The sequence below is a fragment of the Endothiovibrio diazotrophicus genome (assembly GCF_054657215.1).
The window spans coordinates 27,812-49,162 of sequence record NZ_BAAHXB010000033.1 but is presented as its reverse complement, the minus strand read 5'-3'; the positions used below and the strand labels follow the sequence as shown (position 1 = coordinate 49,162).

Annotated in this window: 16 protein-coding genes; 4 read left to right on the top strand and 12 right to left on the bottom strand. The window is 69.7% G+C overall.

The genetic code is table 11. The features are described from left to right. Window positions 1-37: 37 nt before the first annotated feature. On the bottom strand, window positions 38-1,786 hold the full coding sequence (locus tag ACYQ2W_RS10635) for a carbamoyltransferase family protein (RefSeq protein ID WP_459866210.1): 1,749 nt from the start codon (window positions 1,784-1,786) through the stop codon (window positions 38-40). Between the two features lie 123 nt (window positions 1,787-1,909). On the opposite strand from ACYQ2W_RS10635, the gene ACYQ2W_RS10630 reads away from it, so the two are divergent. Both ACYQ2W_RS10630 and ACYQ2W_RS10625 read left to right on the top strand, forming a co-directional pair. Further along, window positions 1,910-2,914 (top strand): NAD-dependent epimerase/dehydratase family protein, encoded by a 1,005-nt coding sequence (locus ACYQ2W_RS10630; RefSeq protein WP_459866207.1) that lies wholly within the window; start codon window positions 1,910-1,912, stop codon window positions 2,912-2,914. A gap of 6 nt (window positions 2,915-2,920) precedes the next feature. Further along, window positions 2,921-3,679: a class I SAM-dependent methyltransferase gene (locus ACYQ2W_RS10625; RefSeq protein ID WP_459866204.1), complete on the top strand. Its 759-nt coding sequence runs from the start codon at window positions 2,921-2,923 to the stop codon at window positions 3,677-3,679. A gap of 162 nt (window positions 3,680-3,841) precedes the next feature. Here ACYQ2W_RS10625 and ACYQ2W_RS10620 read toward each other — a convergent pair whose 3' ends face one another. Beyond that, window positions 3,842-4,837 carry a methyltransferase domain-containing protein gene (locus ACYQ2W_RS10620; RefSeq protein ID WP_459866201.1) on the bottom strand — a complete coding sequence of 332 codons (996 nt, stop codon included), beginning with the start codon at window positions 4,835-4,837 and terminating at the stop codon, window positions 3,842-3,844. A 339-nt stretch (window positions 4,838-5,176) separates the two neighbouring features. On the opposite strand from ACYQ2W_RS10620, the gene ACYQ2W_RS10615 reads away from it, so the two are divergent. Then, the gene (locus ACYQ2W_RS10615; RefSeq protein ID WP_459866198.1) at window positions 5,177-6,337 is read left to right on the top strand and encodes a glycosyltransferase; all 1,161 of its coding nucleotides are present in this window, start codon (window positions 5,177-5,179) and stop codon (window positions 6,335-6,337) included. Further along, window positions 6,334-7,347, top strand: coding sequence for a radical SAM/SPASM domain-containing protein (locus ACYQ2W_RS10610; RefSeq protein ID WP_459866195.1), 1,014 nt, complete (start codon window positions 6,334-6,336; stop codon window positions 7,345-7,347). The genes ACYQ2W_RS10615 and ACYQ2W_RS10610 overlap by 4 nt, the downstream gene beginning before the upstream one ends. Window positions 7,348-7,368: 21 nt before the next feature. On the opposite strand, the gene ACYQ2W_RS10605 is transcribed toward ACYQ2W_RS10610, so the two are convergent. The 10 genes from ACYQ2W_RS10605 to ACYQ2W_RS10560 form a co-directional block, all read right to left on the bottom strand. Then, complete coding sequence (locus tag ACYQ2W_RS10605) at window positions 7,369-8,604, bottom strand: glycosyltransferase (RefSeq protein ID WP_459866192.1); 1,236 nt, start codon at window positions 8,602-8,604, stop codon at window positions 7,369-7,371. Between the two features lie 20 nt (window positions 8,605-8,624). Next, complete coding sequence (locus tag ACYQ2W_RS10600) at window positions 8,625-9,485, bottom strand: glycosyltransferase family 2 protein (protein WP_459866189.1); 861 nt, start codon at window positions 9,483-9,485, stop codon at window positions 8,625-8,627. A gap of 36 nt (window positions 9,486-9,521) precedes the next feature. Beyond that, window positions 9,522-10,637, bottom strand: a complete 1,116-nt coding sequence (locus tag ACYQ2W_RS10595; RefSeq protein ID WP_459866186.1) for an alginate O-acetyltransferase AlgX-related protein — start codon at window positions 10,635-10,637, stop codon at window positions 9,522-9,524. Between the two features lie 22 nt (window positions 10,638-10,659). Then, window positions 10,660-12,480: an asparagine synthase (glutamine-hydrolyzing) gene (asnB, locus tag ACYQ2W_RS10590; protein WP_459866183.1), complete on the bottom strand. Its 1,821-nt coding sequence runs from the start codon at window positions 12,478-12,480 to the stop codon at window positions 10,660-10,662. Between the two features lie 245 nt (window positions 12,481-12,725). Then, the gene (locus tag ACYQ2W_RS10585; RefSeq protein WP_459866180.1) at window positions 12,726-13,916 is read right to left on the bottom strand and encodes an acyltransferase family protein; all 1,191 of its coding nucleotides are present in this window, start codon (window positions 13,914-13,916) and stop codon (window positions 12,726-12,728) included. Between the two features lie 85 nt (window positions 13,917-14,001). Further along, complete coding sequence (locus ACYQ2W_RS10580) at window positions 14,002-15,216, bottom strand: glycosyltransferase family 4 protein (RefSeq protein WP_459866177.1); 1,215 nt, start codon at window positions 15,214-15,216, stop codon at window positions 14,002-14,004. A gap of 2 nt (window positions 15,217-15,218) precedes the next feature. After that, a complete protein-coding gene (locus ACYQ2W_RS10575) occupies window positions 15,219-16,667 on the bottom strand; it encodes a hypothetical protein (RefSeq protein ID WP_459866174.1) in 1,449 nt (482 codons plus the stop codon). Between the two features lie 75 nt (window positions 16,668-16,742). After that, window positions 16,743-18,239, bottom strand: coding sequence for an MATE family efflux transporter (locus ACYQ2W_RS10570; protein ID WP_459866171.1), 1,497 nt, complete (start codon window positions 18,237-18,239; stop codon window positions 16,743-16,745). A gap of 3 nt (window positions 18,240-18,242) precedes the next feature. Next, window positions 18,243-19,088 carry a tetratricopeptide repeat protein gene (locus tag ACYQ2W_RS10565; protein WP_459866168.1) on the bottom strand — a complete coding sequence of 282 codons (846 nt, stop codon included), beginning with the start codon at window positions 19,086-19,088 and terminating at the stop codon, window positions 18,243-18,245. Beyond that, window positions 19,054-21,300 carry a GumC family protein gene (locus ACYQ2W_RS10560; RefSeq protein WP_459866165.1) on the bottom strand — a complete coding sequence of 749 codons (2,247 nt, stop codon included), beginning with the start codon at window positions 21,298-21,300 and terminating at the stop codon, window positions 19,054-19,056. The genes ACYQ2W_RS10565 and ACYQ2W_RS10560 overlap by 35 nt, the downstream gene beginning before the upstream one ends. Window positions 21,301-21,351: the final 51 nt, after the last annotated feature.

Sequence of the window (21,351 nt, the reverse complement as noted above, 5' to 3'; positions counted from 1 at the left end):
CTAAGGGCCCGCGAGCGCCATCAGGTTGCCGGGCGGTTCAACGTTGGATGAGGAACGGGCCGAGGGCCAGCGCGTCCATCCGGGTGCGCAGGAAACAGTCGAGCGCCTCGGCCGGGGTGTTGACGATGGGTTCGTTCTCGTTGAACGAGGTGTTGAGCACCATCGGCACTCCGGTGGCGGCGTGGAACGCTTCGATCAGCGCACGGAAGTCGGGGTGGGCGTCGCGGCCGACGCTCTGCACTCGGCCGGTGCCGTCGACGTGGGTGATTGCAGGGACCTGTGCCCGCCGCTCTGTGCGGAGCGGATAGACCCGCGCCATGAAGGGCGTTTCGGCGTCTTCCGGGCAGGATAGATCGAACCACTCCGGGATCGCCTCGGCGAGCACCGACGGGGCGAACGGGCGGAACGGCTCGCGCAGCTTGATCTTGGCATTGAGCAGCCCGCGCATGCCGTCACGGCGTGGGTCGGCGAGGATCGAGCGCGCTCCCAGGGCCCGCGGACCCCACTCCATCCGCCCTTGATACCACCCCACCACCTTGCCCTCGGCGAGCAGTTCCGCCACCGCGGCGACGGGCGCACGATCGCCGCGCGAGAGGGTGCATTTTTCCGCGGCGATGCGCTCCATGCGGGCGGCGACCGCTACCTCGATCGCGCCGGTGTCCGCCGCCGGTCCGAGATAGGCGTGGTCCAGCGGCGTCGTTTGCCGCCCACCGCCGAGGTTGCGCCAGACGCTCAGCGCCGCCCCCGTGGCGCCGCCGGCGTCGGCCGCCGCCGAGGGGACGTAGAGGCGCCGGATCGGGGTTTCGGCGGTGATCTTGCCGTTGGCCGAGGAGTTCTGCGCGCAGCCGCCGGCAAGCGCCAGGTCGCGCTCCCCGAAGCGTTCGCTGAGACGGGTGATCAGGGCGAACAGCGCCCGCTCGTAGATCGCCTGGGCGGAGGCCGCCAGCGCCTTGTGGCGATCCTCGATCGGCGCGTCCGGGGCGCGGGCCGGGCCGAGCAGCCGCTCCAGCGCCGGGGAGTAGAGGCGGCCTACCCGGGGCGGGCCCTCGTCCCAGCGGTAGGCGACGTTCTCCCGGTGGTGGCGGAAGTAGCGCAGATCGAGGCGGAAGGTGCCGTCGCGCCGGATCTCCACCAACCGCTCCAGCGTCGTGGCGAGGGTCGGCTCAGCGTAGGCGGCCAGCCCCATCACCTTGTACTCGTCGCCGAAATGGTGGAAGCCAAGGTATTGGGTCAGCGCCTGATAGAAGATCCCCAGGGAGTGGGGGAAGTAGATCTTTCCCAGCAGGTTCAGCTCGCGTCCCGAGGCGATGCCCCAGGCGCAACTGGCGAAGTCGCCGAAGCCGTCCACCGACACTACCAGGGCGCGTTCGAAGGGGGAGGGGTCGAAGGCGGAGGCGAGGTGCGCCAGGTGGTGATCCACGTGATGGAAGCGGCCGAGCCGGCGCGCCGCGGGGAAGGCGGCGGCCAGCGCTTGTTCCGCCCCCGCCCAGGAGCGCGCGTTGCGTAGCCGCTCCAGCACCAGCCGCGGAGAGGGGCGGCGGGTCAGGGTGTAGAGCAGCTTGCGCCACAGGGCGCCGCGCGGGTCGCGGTTGATTGCGATGTGTTCCACCGCCTCGATGCCGATGCCTCCCATCTCCAGGCAGGCGGCGATCGCCTGCGCGGGGAAACCGGCTTGGTGTTTGATCCGGGTCAGCCGCTCCTCCTCGATCGCTGCCACCACCTCGCCGTCGCGCAGCAGGCAGGCGGCGGCGTCGCCGTGGTAGGCATTGAGTCCGAGGATGTACATCGCTGTCCAGCGGGGCGGGCGGGCCCCTCGAATTCCGTCGTGTTGGAGGATGTGGCAGTATACGCGTTTTTCCCAATCTGACCGCCGGGGCCCGCTCCGGCGGCGAAACGTAAGGAAGAGCAGATGCAGTCGATTGCGAACCCTGATGACCTCATCGTGGTGGCCGGCGGCGGCGGTTTCATCGGCGGCCATCTGCTGGCCCGCTTGCGCCGCCAGGGTTTCACCCGCCTGCGCGCGGTGGACATCAAGCCGCTGGCCCAGTGGTTCCAGGTCTTCGACGACGTCGACAATCAGGTTGCCGACCTGCGCGAGCGGCCCGCCGCCGACGCCGCCTGCCGGGATGCCGCGTTCGTCATCAACCTCGCCTGTGACATGGGCGGCATGGGTTTCATCGAGAGCCACAAGGCCGACTGCATGCTCTCGGTGCTGATCAACACCCACCTGCTGATGGCCGCCCGCAGCGCCGGGGTGAAGCGCTTCTTCTACAGCTCCTCGGCCTGCGTCTACGCCCACGACAAGCAGACCGACGTCGACAACCCCGGCCTCAAGGAGAGCGATGCCTACCCGGCGATGCCGGAGGACGGCTACGGCTGGGAGAAGCTGTTCAGCGAACGGATGTGCCGCCACTTCTTCGAGGATTACGGCCTCGACACCCGCGTGGCGCGCTACCACAACGTCTACGGCCCCGAGGGCTCCTGGGACGGTGGTCGCGAGAAGGCGCCGGCAGCGATCTGCCGCAAGGTGATCCAGGCCAAACTCTCGGGTAAGCACGAGATCGAGATCTGGGGCGACGGTCAGCAGACCCGCTCCTTCATGTGGATCGACGACTGTCTCGACGGCTCCCTCAAGCTCTTCTCCAGCGAGGTGCGCGAGCCGCTCAACGTCGGCAGCGACGAGATGGTCACCATCAACCAGCTGGTGGACCTTGCCGAGGGATTCGCCGGGATCAAGCTCGAGCGCCGCTACAGGCTCGATGCGCCGCTCGGCGTGCGTGGCCGCAACAGCGACAACACCCTGATCAAGGCGCGCATCGACTGGGCCCCCGCCACCCCGTTGGCGGAGGGGCTGGAGGCGACCTACCGCTGGATCCACGATCAGATCGTCGTCGGCAGGAAGAGCCTTTTCTGAGCCACGATGGATCCTCGACGCGGCCATGGCGATGCGACGGAGATCGATGTCGAGTGTCTCTTCTACCGCCGTTCCGCCCAGCCCGTTGCCGAGGACGTGGCGGAGATGCGGAAGATCGCCCAAGGCCGCGCCGCGGTTTTCGAGAAGGGGGGGCGCTACCATCTCGTCGATCAGGCGCTACGTACGGCGGCGAACGATGCTCGCGTGGTGGAACTCGGCTGCGGTGACGGCGGCACGCTCTTTCTCCTCGCCGAGCGTTATCGGCTGACCCGCGCCACCGGTATCGACATCGGTTTCCCCGAGCCGGTCACCCTCGGGCCGGTCGATTACCTCTCCCACAACCTCAACCACCGTTGGCCCTTCGCGAGCGGCTCGGTCGACCACCTGATCTCGATGATGCTGTTCGAGCATCTCTTCGACCCCTTCTTCTGTTTCGAGGAGACCGCGCGCGTGCTCGCTCCCCGCGGCAGTGCCTACGTCAACCTGCCGCTCGTCACCAGTCTGAAGAACCGCGTGCGGCTGCTGTCGGGCCGCGTCCCGGTGACCAGTGTCTCCATCGACCACTGGTTCGGCGAGCGCCATTGGGACGGCAACCACCTGCACTACTTCTCGGTGCCGTTGATCCACCGGTTGGCGGCGAGCTGTGGCCTGCGGGTGAGTGCCGTGCGCGGCGTCGGGCGCCTCTCTTCGCTCAAGACGCTGTGGCCCTCGATGCTTGCCGCTGAGATCACCTTCGTGTTGCGCCGCGTCGAGAACGGCTCCTAGGAGCCTGTCGGACTATGGGGGATCGAGCTGCGGGAGTGGGAGGGCGGCCCCAATTTTTCGAAAATATGAGGAGAATAGCGAGCTATTTGACGAAAATTTTCGGAAAAGGGCAGGGCCGTCATCCCGCTTTCGCGGCCGATTCATCCATAGTCCGACAGGCTCCTAGGGCTCACCGATCCGCGAGACCACGAACAGGTTGTCCGCCAGCCGCCACAGCCCGGGCACCACGCGGCTCAGCCGGTTCAGCGTCGCGGAGAGGTCGAGCAGCCGCTGCCCCGTGGCGGTGAGCAGGTCGCGGTCCTCCTCGCGCGCCTGGACCAGGAAGCCGTCCACCTCCAGCCGGCTCGTCCCGAGCGTCCTGCCGAAGCAGGCCAGCATCTCCGCAGGGCGCCAGTAGCGCACCTCGAAATCGCGCGCCCCGCGAAATCCGCGGGCGGCCTGGACCTGGAGCGAGCGGACGCCGAAGGCGTTGAGCAGGTGGAGGCGGCTCTCGCCCCCGGCACGGATCACCCGCCGCAGCTGGCCCAGGGTCTCTACCACCGCCTCCTTGGGAAAGTGCTGCAGCACGCTGAAGGAGAAGGCGCGGTCGAAGGTGTCGCTTCGAAAGGGCAGCCGGCGGGCGTCGCCGACGACGAACCGGACGTTCTCCAGCCCGAGCTGACGCGCCACCCGGGTCGCCGCCAGCACCGAACGCAGCGAGGGGTCGATGCCCACCACGCGGTGGCCGGCGAGCGCCGCCGCCAGCGACCAGCGTCCCCAGCCGCAGCCGAGGTCGAGCAGCACCTCCTGCTCCGCTGCGGGGGGCGGGAACGGAGAGCGGGGCAGCGGGTAGCGGGTAAGCCGGTGGACCAAGTGGGCGTAGAGGTTGCTGTTGGTCGCCCCCACCATCTGCTGTACCCAGGGGTCGATCGTCCCCGCGGGTGTCGCTGTGGCGTCACCGAAATCCCGCCATGCGGAGCCGTCGGCCACTGCGTCGAGGGTGGTGGCGAAGACCGGGTGGGGAAAATCCCGCAGACCGGGGTCGAGCAGCACCGGCACCGAGTGGACCACCGGGTAGCGGCAGCCTTCGGTGCAGATGAGCGTGCCGTCGACGTCCTGCAACGGCGCGTGGTGGAGCGGGCAGGCGAGCAGCCGGGAGAACCAGGACGGCGCAGACATGGGGGTGGCGGGGTCCATCCAATTCCGTCAATGCGGGCGATGTGGCAGTATACGCGTTTTTCCGCCCGCGCCGGCTCTGTACGGGAAGAGCGGAGAAGTATGACATCGATTGCGAACAGCGATGATCTGATCGTGGTGGCCGACGGGCTGGAGCAGACCTACCGCTGGATCCATGACCAGATCGTTGCGGGTAAGAAGAGCCTGTTCTAACCCGCAAGCGGTGTGGGACCCGGGGGAAGAGCCACCGAAATCCCCGCAGGTATGCGGCGGGATCGCCGTTTTTCCGCTGCATTCGGTGCGTTTGGTGCTTTCTCTTCAAACCACGAGGAGCGGCGAGGGTTGAGAATCCTGCGCGTCACCGGGAACGTAGACCCCACCGTTGGTGGCCCGATGGAGGGAATGCGTCGTCAGACGCCGGTTTTGGCGGCCCTGGGGCATACCACTACCATCGCCTCGCTCGATCCGCGGGACATCGGTCCCGATGACCCCTGCGGGGCGCGTCTGGTGGGGCTCGGCGAGGGATGGAGTGCCTGGAACTGGAATCCGTGGGCGATCGGCCGGTTGACGGAGCTCGCCCGTGATCACGACTGCATGGTGATCCATGGGCTTTGGATGTACCACGCCTACGCCGGGCGGGCGGCGGCGTTGCGCGCCGGCATTCCTTACGTCGTCTATCCCCACGGTATGCTCGATCCGTGGTTCAAGCGGCGTTACCCGCTCAAACATCTCAAGAAATGGCTCTTCTGGCCCTGGGCGGAGTATCGTGTGTTGCGCGATGCCCGGGCGGTCTGTTTCACCTGCGAAGAGGAGCGCCGCCTGGCGCGCCATTCGTTTCCTTTGCTTTATCGCGCGCGAGAGCGGGTCGTCTCCTACGGGACCGCCCCGCCGCCGCCGCCTTCCGATCAGGGGCAGGCGGCGTTTCATTCCGCGGTGCCGGCGCTCGCCGATTTCCCATACCTGCTATTTCTTTCGCGCATCCACCCCAAGAAGGGGTGCGATCTGGCGCTGCGCGCCTTTGCCGCGATTGCCGCGCAGCGGCCCGCTTTGCAGCTGGTCATGGCCGGCCCCGATTCGGTGGGATGGCGGCGGGAGCTCGAACGGTTGGCGGAGTCGTTGGGGATCGGGGCGCGGGTTCACTGGAGCGGAATGTTGCGTGGCGGGGCCAAGTGGGCGGCACTGCGCGGGGCCGAGGCGCTGCTGCTACCGAGCCATCAGGACAATTTCGGTATCGTGGTTGCCGAGGCGCTTGCCTGTGGCACGCCGGTGCTGATCAGCGATAAGGTCAACATCTGGCGAGAGGTGCGGGACGATTGTTGCGGGCTGGTCGCCCCCGACAACGTCGAGGGGACGATACGGTCGCTACGCCAGTGGATCGCCCTGGACGAGCCGGAGCGAAAGCGCCTCGCCGCCAATGGTGAAAGGGCCTTCGAGCGGCGCTATCGTGTCGAGGTGGCCGGCGGGAGTCTGGTCGCGATACTGCGTGAGGTCGTTGACCAATGAATCGTCTGATCAGACATTACGCGCGCCGGTTTTCGGCCACGCTGCTGCAGTGGCCGCTGTTGGTCGCCAACCCGCTCTCCGCGTGGCTGTTTCGACGCTTCGCGCGGCGAGTCGCGCGCGAGGTGCAGCGGCGTGGGTTGCCCCCGCGCCAGGTGCATATCGAGAACACCAACCACTGCAACGCCGAGTGCGTGATGTGCCCGCACAAGGAGATGGAGCGGGCGAAGCTCACCATGGAGCGCGATCTCTTCGTCAAGGGGCTGGAGGATGCCGGACAGCTGGGTGTGAAGTGGATTCAGCCGCAGTTCTTCGGCGAGCCGTTTCTCGACAAACGCTACCGGGAGAAATTGGAGCAGACGCTGGCGAGGGGGTTTCACGTTTCGCTGTTCTGCAACGGTTCGCTGCTCAACACCCGCAACGCCGGGATGTTGATCGAACTGGGGGTCGACGAGCTTTTCGTGAGTATCGACAGCGTTCACCCGGAGGTCTATGAAGCGATTCGGCCCGGTCTCAAGTACTCCACCGTGGTCGGCAACGTCGTCGCCTTGATGGAGGAGAAGCGCCGCCGCGGGGTGCAGAAGCCGAAGGTGACGGTGATGTTCGTCGAGTTCGAGCGCAATCACGGCGAGGTCGGCGAGTACTTCCGTTTCTGGCGGGACAAGGTCGACGGGGTCAACATCTCCCGTTCCCATGATTGGGCGGGGGCCGTCGAAGTGGGGGGCAAGACCATCGCTCCGGTCAAGCGACGGCGGTTGCCTTGCCCCTCGCTGTGGGATCAGCTGGTGGTCAATTCCAGCGGCCGGGTGCTCCCGTGTTGCGCCGACTACGAAGGAAAGCTGGTTCTCGGCGATATCAACCGGCAATCGCTGAGCGAGATCTGGCAGGGTGAGGCGCTCGCCCGGTTGAGGCAGCTCCATCTGGAGGGGCGTTTCGACGAGATCCCGCTCTGCGCGAACTGCTATCCCAACGACTTGCCTGGCTGGGTGCAGCGCTATCGGAGCATGGGGTAGCGAAGTCGACAGCCGGACCGGCTATCCACCCTGCGGCACGCGGCGGGTGAGCCTGCCCTCGCGTTCCAGATAGCCGATCGCCCCGCGCAGCCCGTGCAGGACGCGCTCCACGCCGTAGCCGCTAACCCGCTCCCGCGCCCGCTCCTGCATCGCCCGCAACGCCGCGGGGTCGGCCAATGCCCGCGCCAGCCGCTCGGTGAGCGCCGCCACGTCGCCGGCGGGGAAGGTGTAGCCGGTCTCGCCGTCGATCACCAGCTCCGGGGCGGAGCCGCACTCGTCGCTGGCGATCACCGCGCAGCGGCAGTTCATCGCCTCGTTGACCACCACCCCCCACTGCTCGTTGTTGGAGGGGATGACGAAGAGATCGGCCAGTTCGAAGTAGCGCGGCAGCTCCCCCTGGTTGCGAAAGCCGGCGAGGATGATCCGTTTCCGGCCCGGTTCGGCGACCCGCGCCTTCACCTGCGCCTCCTGCTCGCCGGAGCCGACGATCATGAGATAGGGTGCCGGGGCGCCGTCGGTGTCGGGAGCGAGGCGGGCGTAGGCCTCGATCAGGTCGAGCACCCGTTTGCGCGGCTGGAACTTGCCGACAAAGAGGATCACCGGCCGCCCCGCCTCCATGCCGTGGCACGCGCGCAGCTCGGCGCGGCTCGCCGCCGCCGCCTCGGCGCGCTGCTGCCACAGCGCGTTGTCCACCAGGTAGGGCATGTCGAAGAGCTTCCACTCCGCCACCCCGTAGGCGCGGAAGTAGGTGTGGCCCGCCGACCCCATGTAGCCGAAGGCGTCGCAGCGATCGAGGACCCAGCGCTTCAGCCGCTCCTTCAGCCCCTGCACGCAACCCGCCTTGGGCGGCGAGCCCATGAAGTTGTTCTCGGTGCGCATCAGCACCGGCAGGCCCAGCGCGCGGGCATCGCGCAGCGCCAGCAGGTCGGCGAGGCGTCCCCAGCCGTGGAGCCAGAGCAGGTCGAACTGGCCCTCGCGCAGCCGCCGGCGCAGGCCGCGGTTGAGCGGACGCAGGGCGGTGGGAGCGGTGCCGGGGATCAGCATCGGCAGGAATTCGTGGGCGTACCCCTCCAGCAGCGGCACGTCCCAGGTGACGTGGCGGCCGAAGCCGGCGTCGAAGCTCCCGGCGCCGGTGGTATCGAGGCCGTAGAAGACGGTGATCTCGAGGTCGGGCTCGGCGGCGATGCCGCGCAGCATCGCCGACTGGTACTGGATCGGGTGGCTGAGCAGGTAGGCGATGCGGATCGGTCGGTCCATGGCGGCCGTTATAACACGGGCTAGCGTTCGAGGGTGCGCCGCCGCCGGGCGAGGGGGGAGTCGGGATCGCCCAGCTCGATCAGCTTGAGGTCGATCTGGTATTCGTAGATCGCCCGCAGCAGCGCCGAGTCGAGGCCGGCGCGGCCGTCGAGAAAGCCCAGCCGGAGGAGATAGAGGTAGAGGAAGACGAACAGCGGGCGCGCCGGGAGGTGGCGGTAGGCCCACGACTTGAGCGCGCGGCGGCGCTGGGGGCCGCGGCGGCGCAGGTCGGGCGTGAGCCCCTCGCCCGCCCCCTCCCGCTCGCGCAGGATCTCCACCGCCTCCAGCGTGGAGTAGTGGTTGTGGCGCTCGATGTAGCGCTCGATCCCCTTGTCGTCGTCGTGGCTGAGCGGCTGTTGCAGGTAGCCGGCCTCGCCGTCGAGGATCATGTGCTCGTGGACCAGCCGCTCCTCGTAGCGCCCCCGCCCCACCTGCAGCAGGCGCAGGTTGTAGTCGGGGTAGCGGCCGCCGTGGCGCAGCACGCGGCCACGCCAGAGGATCTCACGGGCGATGTAGTAGCCGTCGCAGGGCGGCTCGCCGGCAGCGAAGAGGCGCTGGATCTCCTCGGCCAGCGCCGGGGTGACCCGCTCGTCGGCGTCCAGCAGCAGCACCCACGGGTGGGCGAAGTCGATCTGCTCCAGGGCCCAGTTCTTGTGCCGGGAGAAGTTGTCGAAGGGGCGCCGGACCACCCGCGCGCCGTGGGCCTCGGCGATCTCCACCGTGCGGTCGTCGCTCAGCGAGTCGAAGACCACGCGCTCCCCGGCCCACGCCACGCTGGCTAGGCAGTCGGGGAGATTGCGCTCCTCGTTCTTGGTCGGGATCAGCACGGAGAGGGGGGTCATCGGGCGGCGCGGCTCTGCTGGGGGCGGGCCGGTGAATTATGGGGGATCACCCCCCGGGAGGCCAACGGCGCGCGCGCTCAGCGCGTCGAGAATGTGCCGGGCGGCCAGGTCGTTGCCGCGCGGGGTGAAGTGGCGATCGACGGGGTAGTAGAGCGGTTTGCCGTCGCGCCGCCAGATTTCCCTCAGGGCCGGCGTGAGATCCAGGCAGCGCAGCCGGTGGCGTGCGCAGTGCGCGCGGATGAGCCGGTTGGGGCGGTCGGGTTGGTAGTGGGCGTTGTCGAGCGCGCGGGCGTTCTCCACCTGGATCTTGTTGGGGATCACCACGAAGGTCAGCTGCCGCCCGCGGTGGCGTGCCAGCGCATCCAGCCGCTCCATGAGGCGCAGCTGCCGCTCGATGAAGGCCTGTTGCTGCGCGCTGTAGCGGCGTAGGAAGACTGGCGCCGAGCGGCCGTCGAAGGTGGGCAGATCGAGCGCCTCGCCGAGGCGTAGCGTGAGGTCCACCAGCGGCGGGGAGGTGGCGATCAGGTGGCGCACGAGGCGGTAGCTGCGGGTGTTTCGCAGCCGGCGCATCCACCTTCCGGAGGTGGTCTCAGCGCGTTCGCCGGGCGCGCCGGCGGGTGGTTGGCGGGGGCGCCGGGGATTGAAATCGTTGCCGAGAAACAGGGCGACCACCACCCGTCGGGAGGCGATGCCCAGGGCCACCGCCTGCTCGAACAGGTGGCGGTACTCGGGGAGTGCGGTCTCGCCCGCGATACCGAAATTGAATACCTCCAGCGGCTCGCCCCGCTTGGCTGCCAAGGCTTCCATTCGCCCCGGAATCGAGGCCCCCTGCTCCACCCCGTAGCCCATGATGAAGGAGTCGCCGATGGCGAGGATATTCTCCGGGTCGGCCATGGCTTCGGCCGACCACTCACGATCGCGACGGCCGAAGCGGTTGGCGCGGAGGGTGAAATCGAACTCGCCGGAGTGGTAGCGGTCCGTGCTGTGGGGCAGCAGCCGGGTGGGGTCGCGGCGATCCACGTTGTACACGGGGTGGGGGCGCGCCTCGCGGTAGTCGATTGCCCACAGGGTCAACTCCACCAGCAGCAGCGCGACCAGCAGCGAGAGGAGCACCAGCGAGGTGTGGATGAGGAGGGAGCGGAGGCGGCGCATGGAGTGAGCGGGCCCGCCTCCTTTAGCACGAGACGTCGAATTCGTCGGCCCACAGGGCGGCGGTGAGCAGCCGCCACAGCAGGTCGCTCTTCCCCGGGGGGAGCGGGCCACCGCCGCGCCGCGCCGTGTCGTAAGCGCGGGCCGCGACGTCGCTGCGCTCCATCCCGAACCGCGTCGCGGCGATGCGCAACGCCTGGTGGATCAGTTCGGGGTTCTCCCGCATCCAGCGCCCGGCGGGGGCGGGGAGGCTCTGTTTCAGCGGGCGCCGGCTCACCGTCGGAGGCAGCCGCTCGCTCAGCGCCTCGCGCAGCACCATCTTGCCCACGCCGTCGGCGATCAGCCGTTCCGGCGGGCAGCCCAGCCCCCACTCCACCAGCCGGTAGTCGAGCAGCGGTGCCCGCGCCTCCAGCCCGTGGACCATGGCGTTGCGGTCCTCGTAGTGGAGGAAGCCGGGCAGCGCCCAGCTGCTGCGCGCCGCGTTGAGGTAGCCCTCCAGGCGCCCGCCCGGCTCCGCGCCGTAGCGCGGTGCGCAGCGTGCCACCCACGCCGATCCCAGCCAGTCGCCGTAGCGGTGGGCCGCCCAGCGGCGATGGAGGTGGTTGCGCGGGGCTCGCGGCAGGGTGTGGACGGCGGCGCCGAGCAGCGCCCGCGGCGTGCCGCCCAGCGCGCGGGCGGCGGCGGTCAGGCGGCCGGCCAGCAGCAGGTCCGCCGCCCGCGCCTTGGCGAAGGTGGGCACGTAGCCGGCCAGCGCCTCGTCCCCGCCCTGGCCGCCGAGCACCACCTTGTGGCCGTCGGCGGCGATCCGTTCCATCAGCCGGTAGTGGGCGAGCATGGAGCCGTCGGCGAAGGGTTCGCCCTGGACGCGCACCAGCCGGCGCAGCGCCTCCTCCAGCGTCTCCTCCGCCGGCTCCACGTAGCTCAACGTCACGCCGGGGCAGTGCTCCGCCACCGCCGCGGCGAAGCGGGATTCGTCGTCGGGGTCGTCATAGCGCAGGGTGTAGGCGTGGAGCGGGCGCTGGCCGGCCGCCGAGGCGACCACCGCGGAGGAGTCGAGCCCGCCGGAGAGCAGGAAACCGATCGGTACGTCGGCGCGCAGGCGCAGTCGTACCGCGTCGTCGAGCAGCGCCAGCAGCGCCTGCGGGTCGCCGTCGTGGCGCGCCTCGGCCATCCCCGGCGGCGACCAGTGGCGGTCGACCCGGGGTTGGGTGGGGCGGTCGGCGTGGAAGCGTAGCGAGGTGCCTGGCGCCACCTGCTGGATATCGGCGAAGAGCGTGCCGGTGGAGTGGTCGATCCGCCGGTCCACCAGGAAACTCGCCAGCCGCTCCGGCGCGGCGCGGCGCCCGCCCGGGTCGAGGGCGAGCAGCGCGGCGATCTCCGAGGCGAAGGCGAGCCGGCCGTTCCACATCCGCCAGTAGAGTGGCTTCACCCCGAAGCGGTCGCGGCTCAGGGTGAGGGTGCGGGTCGCCGGCGCCCACAGGGCGAAGGCCCAGGTGCCGTTGAGCCGCGCCAGCACCGAGTCGTCCCGCTCGGCGAGCAGCCGCAGCAGCACCTCGGTGTCGCCGCTGGAGCGGGAGGGCTCCGCCAGCTCGTCGCGCAGCTCCAGGTAGTTGTAGAGCGTCCCGTTGAAGGCCAGGACGTGGCCGCTCTGCGGGTGCACCATCGGCTGCGCCGCCGCGTCGCTCACGTCGAGCAGCGCGAGCCGCCGATGAGCGAGGGCGAGCGGCCCCTCCTCGAAGACGCCGCCGCCGTCGGGGCCGCGATGGGCCACCCCGGGGAGCATCCGGTCGAGGGTCGCCCGCCGTTCTGCGAAGGGGGAGCCGAAGAGGCCGACGAAGCCGCACATGTCGATCCAGGGCGCATCCAGGGGGAGAAGGCCGTGATGATACAGGAATGGTGCGGGATCGCCCGTGGCGGAGAGGGTCGCCTAGGAGCCTGTCGGACTATGGGGGATCGAGCCGCGGGAGTGGGAGGGCGGCGCCAATTTTTCGAAAATTTGAGGAGAATAGCGAGCTATTTGACGAGAATTTTCGGAAAAGTGGGGCCGTCATCCCGCTCTCGCGGCCTATTCATCCATAGTCCGACAGGCTCCTAGCGGAGGGCGCCCTCTGGAAACAGGCCGTGGAGATAGCGGCGAACCCGGCCGGTGTGCTGCTCGAAGAGGTGGTAGAGCGCGGTGGCTTGGAACAGGGCGAGCAGAGCCAGACCGATGAACAGCGCGAAGCCGGCGGGGCTGGGGGCGAGACGCTGCTCTCCGAGGGTGATGGAGAGCAGCGCGGCAATCATCGCCAAGTGGCTGAGGTAGAGGGAATAGGAGATGCGTGAAAGCCAGCCGGCGACGCGGCGGTAGCGGGGACCGGCGGATGGCTTGGCGTGGAGGAGGGCGAACAGCAGGGTCGCCGTGGCGAAGCCGATCGCGTACTCCTTGACGAGGAAGGGCAGGAGATGGAAACGCGAAAGGATGAGGACCGCGGCCAACAGTAGGAGAGCGGCGATGAAAAAGCGGCGGGAGGCGCCGATATCCCGTCCCCAGCCGCGGTGGTGGATCTCGTACAGGGCCGCCCCGGTCAGCCACACCGGGAAGAGAAAGAGGATGTGGAAAGGGAGCGCCGCGCTCAGCAGCAGCGCCACGGCGAGCAGCGCAAGGTTGCGCCGGCGCGCCGCGAACAGCCACAACGGGAAGAGGACGTAGTACCAGAATTCGTTGGCCAGGCTCCACAGCTGGCTGCTGCTGCCGTAGTTCTCCACCACGATGGTATTGAGGAAGGCGAGGTTGCCGAGCAGGGTGATGGGGTCGAGGCTCACCCCCTCCCCGTCGGGGCCGAAGTGGCGGCGCGCGGATGGTTCGCCCTGGTAGAAACCGCTATCCGAATAGAGCTGGCCCACGGTGTCCCAGAACAGGGTCAGCGCGAGGGCGGGGATCAGTACCACCCACAGCCGCGCCAGGCGATCGACGGCGTAGCCCGACCACGACCAGCGCCCGCGCTCCTCGGCGCGCCGGATCGCGCCGTGGATGAAGAAGCCGCTGAGCACGAAGAAGATCATCACTGCCTGCTGGCCGAACCCGGTGAGGAAATAGAACGCCGAGCCGAGCGGACCCATCCCCTCCTCCGCCTGCTGATAGTCGACGAACAGAAAGACGCGCAGATGGCCGAACAGCACCAGCAGCGCGGCGAGGCCGCGGAGCAGGTCCAGATGGGGATCGTGGCCGGTCGGGGGGGGCGGGAGAGGGCGGGACGCATTCCCGTTCGGTGAGCACGCGCTGTTCTCTCCGAGGCTCAAAGCGCGGTGTACTCCTCGATACCGGCGGTGATGACCCGTGCCGGCCCTTTTCTGTGCCGGGTGATGGCGTCGAAGCCGGCGTCGATCATCTCGCGCCTCCGCGCATGGCGAGACAACCCGCCAGCAGCGTCTCGAACCGCTCGGCGATGGCGTGGCTGTCGAAACGCCGCTCGGCGAAGTGCCGAGCGTTCTCCCCCAGGCGGCGGCGTAGCGGTGGGTCGTCGAGCAGCTCACGGGCCGCCGCCAGCCACGCCGGGTGGTCCCCGGGGGGCACCACCCTCCCGGCGCCCGCCTCCAGGATCATCCGGGCGGCGTCGTTCTCCGCCGGAATGGCGGCGAGCAGCGGCCGTCCGGCGCACAGCTGGGCGAGGATCTTGGAGGGGACGCTGAAGCGCCCGGCGCCCGGCTCCAGGGAGGAGAGCAGCAGCTCGGCCGCCGCCATCATCTCCGCTACCCGCGCCACCGGCTGGAAGGGGAGCACCTTGAGGTTGGCGAGCCGTCGCTCGGTGGCGCGGCGGCGCAGCCAGTCGGCGCCCTCGCCCTCGCTCACCACCACCACCGCCACCTCGTCGCGCTCGGCGAACCCCGCGGCGAGGGTCGCCAGCAGCCCCGGATCGTGCTTGAGGCCGAGGGTGCCGGCGTAGAGCAGCACGCGGCGGCCGGCCACTCCCTGCTCCGCGGCCCAGGCGTTGTCGCCGCTGTGCAGCGGGTGCTCCTCCAGTGCCGCCCAGTTGGGCTGCACGTGGATCCGGTCACGCGCCACCCCCCAGCCCGCGAGCGTCGGGAGGAACCCCTCGGAGATGGGGATCACCGCCTCGGCGCGGCGCGCCAGCCGCCCCTCCAGGCGGCGATAGCGCCAGCCGACGAGCCGCCCCAGCCCGCCCCAGCGGGGGCCGAGGTAGCGGCTGATGGCGATGCTGTAGAGGTCCTGCACCCAGAACGCCTTGGGGATGCCCAGCCGCCGGCATTCGGCGAAGGCGGCGGCGAGGGGGTCGAGGGGGGTGTTGCCGATCAGCGCCACTTCCGGGCGCCAGCGGCGGATCAGCTCGCGCAGCCGCCGGCCGTAGCCCCGCTCCAGCCGCCAGCGGTCGAGAAAACGGTACTTGTCGAGGTCTCCCTCCAGCTCCAGGGCGGTGAAGGCGAGGCCCTCGGGGTCGCCCGGGCAGCGCTCCAGCCGCCCCTTGGGGGCGGGAAAGGAGGCGCAGCTGGCGTGGAGCACCTGGTGGCCGCGCTCGGCCAGACGGCGGGAGAGGTCGGCCTGGAACGGGTGGCCGGTGTAGTCGTGGAGCAGGATGCGCATCGCTAGTCCGACGGCTCCTGGGGCCGGGCGGCGAGCATGGCTTCGGCGAGGCGGTGGTTGAAGCGCGGGCTGTAGTGGTTGGGGTCCACCCAGCAGTCGGCGCAGTCGTGACCCAGGGCGCTGAGGTCGACGAAGCCCGGCAGGTGGCCGGCGGCGATCTCCTCGCGCACGCCCTTCACCAGATGGGCGAGCAGCGCGTACTGCGCGCTGTCGTGGAAGCGTTGCGGGTGGCGGATGAAGGGGTTGTCGGGGGCCAGCACCGCCAGCGGCTGGAAGTAGACCCGCGCCTCGAAATCGAAACTCTTCGCCAGGGTGGCGAGGAAGCGGCCGTTGGCGCCGTAGAGGGTGCGCATGCGCGCCGCGCAGCTGTCGCGCAGGGCGTCGCTCAGTTCGCCGGCGCTGAAGTGGCGCAATCCGCGCCACAGCGAGGTCATGCGGGCGTAGTGGGCCAGCGGTGCGGTGTGGTACTCGCCGTCGGGGCGGTAGACGCCACCGTCATCGGCGCAGGTGGGCAGCTGGTCGATGTCGGTGGGCGGGGTTGCGGTCTTGGCCCATTGGAGCAGCGGCAGGCGTGCCAGCAGGTTGCCGAAGAAAACCCCGTTGTCGTTCTGGATGGCGAAGTAGTAGGGCTGCTGGGGGATCGCCGGCGCTTCGAGCGGGGAGAACAGCGGCTCCTGGAGGGCGTTGATGTCGATGTCGTTGAGGCCGTCGAGGAAGTAGACCGCCTTCGGGCGGTAGCCCTTGCGCAGCAGCAGCAGCAGGTGCTCGATTTCCGGGTTCTCGCCGCGTGATTCCACCCCGAAGTTGAGGTAGACGTTGTTGCGGTCGAGCTGGTTGAGCTGGGAGGCGATGGTCTCGCAGTCGCTGACCCCGCTGCCGAGGGTGGTGGAGCCGCCGAACATCCAGATCGCGCCGTCGAGCGGGGCGTCGACGAAGTGGCCATCGCGGCAGGTGCGCCGGGCGCCCTCCGGGCCGCTGTTGTAGTGCTCGCCGGCGGCCGGGCGCATCATCATCTGCAACGAGGGGTGCCCGCCGGCGCCGGGGGTGGGGAGGCGCGCCTTGATCGACTCGATGTCGTCCATCCGGTAGATCTTGCGCATCAATTCGGGATGGGTATAGGCCATTTCCGCGCCGCCGATGAACACCTCCGATCCCTTGTCGCGGATGGTGCTCCAGGCGAGGAGATTGAACACCACGAAAAGCAGCAGGGTGTTGGCCAACACCACCACCGCCTCGCGATAGAGTTTCCCGACCGACTGCCGGCCGAACAGCAGATAGAGGCCGAGGACCAGGGCGAGCAGGTCGAAGCCGCGCACCGCGACCAGCTTGGCTCCGTCGATGGAGCCGTCGTCGGCGAACAGCGGTCCGAGGACCCATTCGTTGAGGAGGAGGAGCGAGAGGAGCGTCAGGACGCCCGCCAGGCGGCGCGGGTGGAAACGGGGTGCGTGCAAAGGTGGGAACTCCGGAGGTGCGGGAGGTGGTCTTCCGCCGGAGTCTAACATGGGGTGGCGGCGTGCTCTCCGCGTTCACTCCCGCGTCTGCTCGCCGGGAAGGAGCAGCGCCAGGGCCGGTGGGGCGAGGAGGATCGCCCAGGCCCCTCCCACCGCGATCAGCCGCCACCACTGCGGCCCGCCGAAGGCCTGATGGAGGGGCCAGGCGATGGCGCCGCTGAGGGCGAAGGCGGCCGCCGAGGGCAGCGCGCCCGCCGACCACTGGCGCCACCAGCGCTCCCCCAGGTCGCGGGCGAGCACCCGTCCCAGCCAGCCGCTCACCGCGCTCAGCTCGGCGGCGAGCAGCGCGACGGCGGCGCCGATCGCCCCCCACTGAGGTACCAGCAGCAGGGCCATCGGCAGGGCGATGGCGGCCGCGGCCGCGTGGGTGGCGGCGAGCGCCCGCGGGCGGTTGGTGTAAAAATAGAGCTGGGCGGCGGCGCGGGTCGGGGCGCCGGCCATGGCGGCGGCGAGCAGGGCGAGGAACAGTGCGCCCTCGTAGGGCACCTTGCCCCGGGTCCACAGGGTGAGCAGGTCGCTGCCGACCACCAGGATCAGCCCGCCGAGGGCGCCGGTGACGGTGCCGCCGAGGCGCAGGGCGAAGCGGTGCAGGCGGAGCAGGTTGTGGTGGCGCTCGGCGCCCCGTTCCCGCGACTGCTCCACCCCCACCACCATGGCGAGCTGGATGGCGACCTGGCGGGCCACTCCGGTGACGGTGCGGGCGGTGGTGAAGAGCACCACCGAGAGGGTGTCGCCGGCGAATTGGGCGATCACCAGCACCATTCCCTGCACGTTGGCGAGCAGGGCCAGGCCGTTGAGGTTGTAGAGCAGGCCGGTGGTGAGCGCCTCGCGCAGCTCGGCCGGCTCGGGGATGCGCGGCGCGGGCCAGCGCTCGCCGTAGCGTCGGCGCTGATCCCGGGCGGCGGCAGCGCCGGTCAGCACGGCCAGCCCGCAGAGGCTCGCGGCCGCCGCCGGCGGGCCGCCGCCGAGGAGGATCGCCGCGCTGATGGCGACGATCCGGCCGAGGGTGAAGAGCAGATCGAAGAGGATACCCCGCGCCGGCTCGCCGCGGGCGCGGTAGACCCCGGTGAAGAGGCCCGTCGGCAGCCGGATCACCACCCACAGCCCCAGCGGCAGAAACAGCGCCAGACTGTCGGGGGCGGCGCCGAGCGCCTCGCCGAAGGCCGCGGGCGACACCAGCAGGGCGAGCAGGGCGAGCAGCGTGAAGCCGCCGGCCATCAGGGAGAGGTAAGCGGAGAGGATGAACCCCTTGAGCCGCCGGTAGCCGGCCTCGTCCCCGCCCGCCGCGCGGGCCATCAGCAGATTGGAGAAGTAGGTCATCAGGCCCAGGTCGAGCAGCGACAGGAACTCCGCCGCCGCCAGCACCACCAGCCAGTCGCGGTAGACCGCGGTGCCCCATCCCCACAGGCAGATCGGGACCAGGGCCAGCTCCTGGAGCACGATGACGACAATGGCGACGCTCTGCAGGGAAAGGGCGCCGAACAGGCGGCGGCGTAGCGGTGCCGCGGTCAATCGTCAGCTCCGCTTCCGCGGGTGGACCAGCGGAACGGGGAAAAGGACGTCGAGCCGTTCGCGGGCGACCCCGGCTCGCGCCAGTTCGCTACGTACGCGAAAGAGCAGGCCGTGGCGGCTGGCCAGCCGGGCCAGCCGCCACGGGTCGATATCGAAGGCCTGCGCCAGTTGGCGTCGCGCCATCGGCAGGTCGCCCGGCTCCAGCCGGCGGAACAGCCGCAGCCACAGCTCCAGCCGCCACCACCGTTGCAGCGGGGCGTAGGGACCAACCAGGGTGGAGAGGCGCAGGGCCGCCAGCGCCTGATCGGTATGCCCCTCGCCGGCGAGCAGCCAGGCGAGCCGGCTCCACCCGATGGATGAGAGGGGGGCGAGCGCCAGCCCCGCGCGGTAGTGGGCGATGGCGGCGTCGAGCGCGCTGCGCCGGGTGGCGGGGCCAGCCTCCGCGAGTTCCGCCCGGGCCTGCTGGAGCTGCGCGAGGTGGAAATGGGTCTCGCGGGTGGGCCGCCACTCCAGGGCGTGCTCCAATCCGGCGATCGCCGCATCAAGCCGCTCGGCGGAGAGCGGCTGGTGGCGCTGGGCGCTGGCGACGGTGCCGGCGTGGCGCGCCTCCAGCAGCGCCGCGGCGAAATGATTCATCCCCAGGTAGAGGAGCGGTGCGGCGACCAGCAGGGCGAGCAGAGGCAGCGGGTGGAGGAGCCGGCGGCGGGGTGTCGGCCGTCCCGCGTCGTCGCCCCGCTCTCCACCTCGGCGCTCCCCGCCGCGGCGCGGCGATGCGCTGGGCGGGGGTGATCCGGCGGCGGCCTCGCGGTCGGCTTCAGTTCTGATGGTAGTAGCCGGAGTAGTGTCCATAGTAGTGGCCGTAGTCGCCGTAGCCGTAGCGCGAATGCTTGCGGGTGTCGACCTGGGAGATCACCACCCCGAGCATCTCGCCGCCGGTCACCTCGAACTGCTTGAGCGCCGTGGCCACCGCCATCTTGTCGGTGGAATTCCAGCGCACCAAGTAGATGGTGGTGTCCACCAGGCGGGCGAGCACCCGGGCGTCGGAGACCGCGAGGATCGGCGGGGCGTCGAGCAGCACCATGTCGTAGCGCCGCTCCAGTTCGCCGATCAGTTTGCGGTAGGCGTCCGAACCGAGCACCTCCAGGGCGTTGCCGTGGATCTCCTTGCCGGTGATGGCGTGGATCCCCGACTCCTCGTCCACCTGGATGCATTCGTCGAGGGTGCAGCTGCCGGCGATGACGTCGGCGATGCCGAGACGGTTGTCCACTCCGAGCATGCGGTGGAGCTTGGGGCGGCGCAGGTCGCAGTCGATCAGGATCACCTTACGCCCCTGGGCCGCGGCAGTGTAGGCCAGCCACAGGCAGAGTGTGCTCTTGCCTTCGCTGGCCACCGCCGAGGTGAACGAGATGCGGCGGATTGGGGCGTCGGGGTTGGCCAGGCGCAGGCTGGTGTAGAGATTGCGCACCGCCTCGGAGGCGGTGGAGAGCGGCTGGTCGAGGACGTAGCGCCCCATCTGTTCGATCGAGTGCTTGCCCGGGATCTTCGGCACCATGGTGAGCACCGGGAGGCCGGTGAGCGTCTCCACCTGTTCGGCGCTCTTCAGGCCGACGTCCATCACCTCCAGGAACAGCGCGGTGGCGATGGCCAGCGCGATGGCGGAGACCAGCACCACGGTGAGGATCAGGCCCTTGCGCGGTGCCGAGGGGCCGCCCGGCGGGACCGCCTCGGAGATGATGCGGGCGTCGGCCTGCTGGATGTCCTGCTGCTGGCTGGTCTCCTTGAAGCGCGACAGGAAGGTCTCGTAGATCAGCCGGTTGGCCTCCGCCTCGCGCTCCAGCTCGCGCAGGATGACGGTCGCCGAGCCCTCGCTGGCCGACTGCACCTCGGTCTTGTCGAGCGCCTGGCGCAGGGCATTGGCGCGACTCTGGGCCACCTCCAGCTCGCTCTTCAGGGCGCTTGCCACCTTGCTGATTTCGGTGCGGATCTTGCCCTGCAGGTCGTGCAGTTCCGAGCGCGCGTCGATCATCGTCGGATGGCGCTCGCCGTAGCGCGAGGAGAGTTCGGCGATCTTGCGGTTGAGCAGCGCCTCCTGTTCCACCAGGCGCTGGATCACCGGGGATTGGAGGACGTCGGAGGTAGTCTCGAGCGTCCCGTGCTTGTCGAGCAGCCGCTTCACCTGGAGATAGCGGGCCTGCGCCTCGGCCCGTTCGGACTGGGCGATGATGTAGCGGGCGTTGAGATCGGAGAGCTTCTCGTCGGTCAGCGTCGACCCCTTGCCGGTGGCCAGACCGTGCTGGGAACGATACTGCTCGGCGGCGTTCTCGGAGTCGTGCACCTTCTGGCGCAGCCCCTCCAAGCGCTGGTTGAGCCACATGGTGGCCCGGCGGGTGGCGTCGAATTTGGCCTCCAGCTGGCTCTCGACGTAGGCCTCCGCCAAGGCGTTGGCGATGCTCGCCGAGAGCGCGGGATTGGTCGAGGTGTAGCTGATCTGGATCACCGGGGAGAGACTCACCGGACGCACCGACAGGCTGCCGAGGAAGCGGTTGACGATCCGGTTGCGCAGGCGCTGGGCCTTCTCCTCGTCGCTCGCCGGCGCCACCTCGGGCGGGAACAAGGCACGGTAGGCCTGGCGCACCCAGTGCACGGGGTTGAGCGAGAAGGCGACGACCAGCTCGGGGTTGAACTGATCGCTCTTGCTCAGCTCCAGCTTGTCGATCACCCGCTGGGCGAGCTTCCGCGAACGGATCACCTCCACCTCGCCGAGGAAGGTGGAGCGGTTCATGCGCAGCCCGCCCATGACGTCCTGGATGTTGACCACCCGCTGGGAGCGGGTGTCGAGCATCACCTTGACGGTGGCGGTGTAGAGCGGCGTCATGCGGTTGACCATGATGGTCGCCACGGTCATGGCGATGATCACCAGGGAGAGGATCAATGCCCTGCGTCGCCACAGGATCTCCAGCGTTTCGCGCACGTCGCTGGTCTGCGCGATGAAGCGGCTGAGGCGGCCGGCGGCAGGGGCGGTGGCCGGAGACGGGGAGGTGGTCGGGAGCGAGTCGGACACTGGGGGATCCTTGGTAGGCATAAGGGACGCACCGGGAGAGGGGCGCCGCGC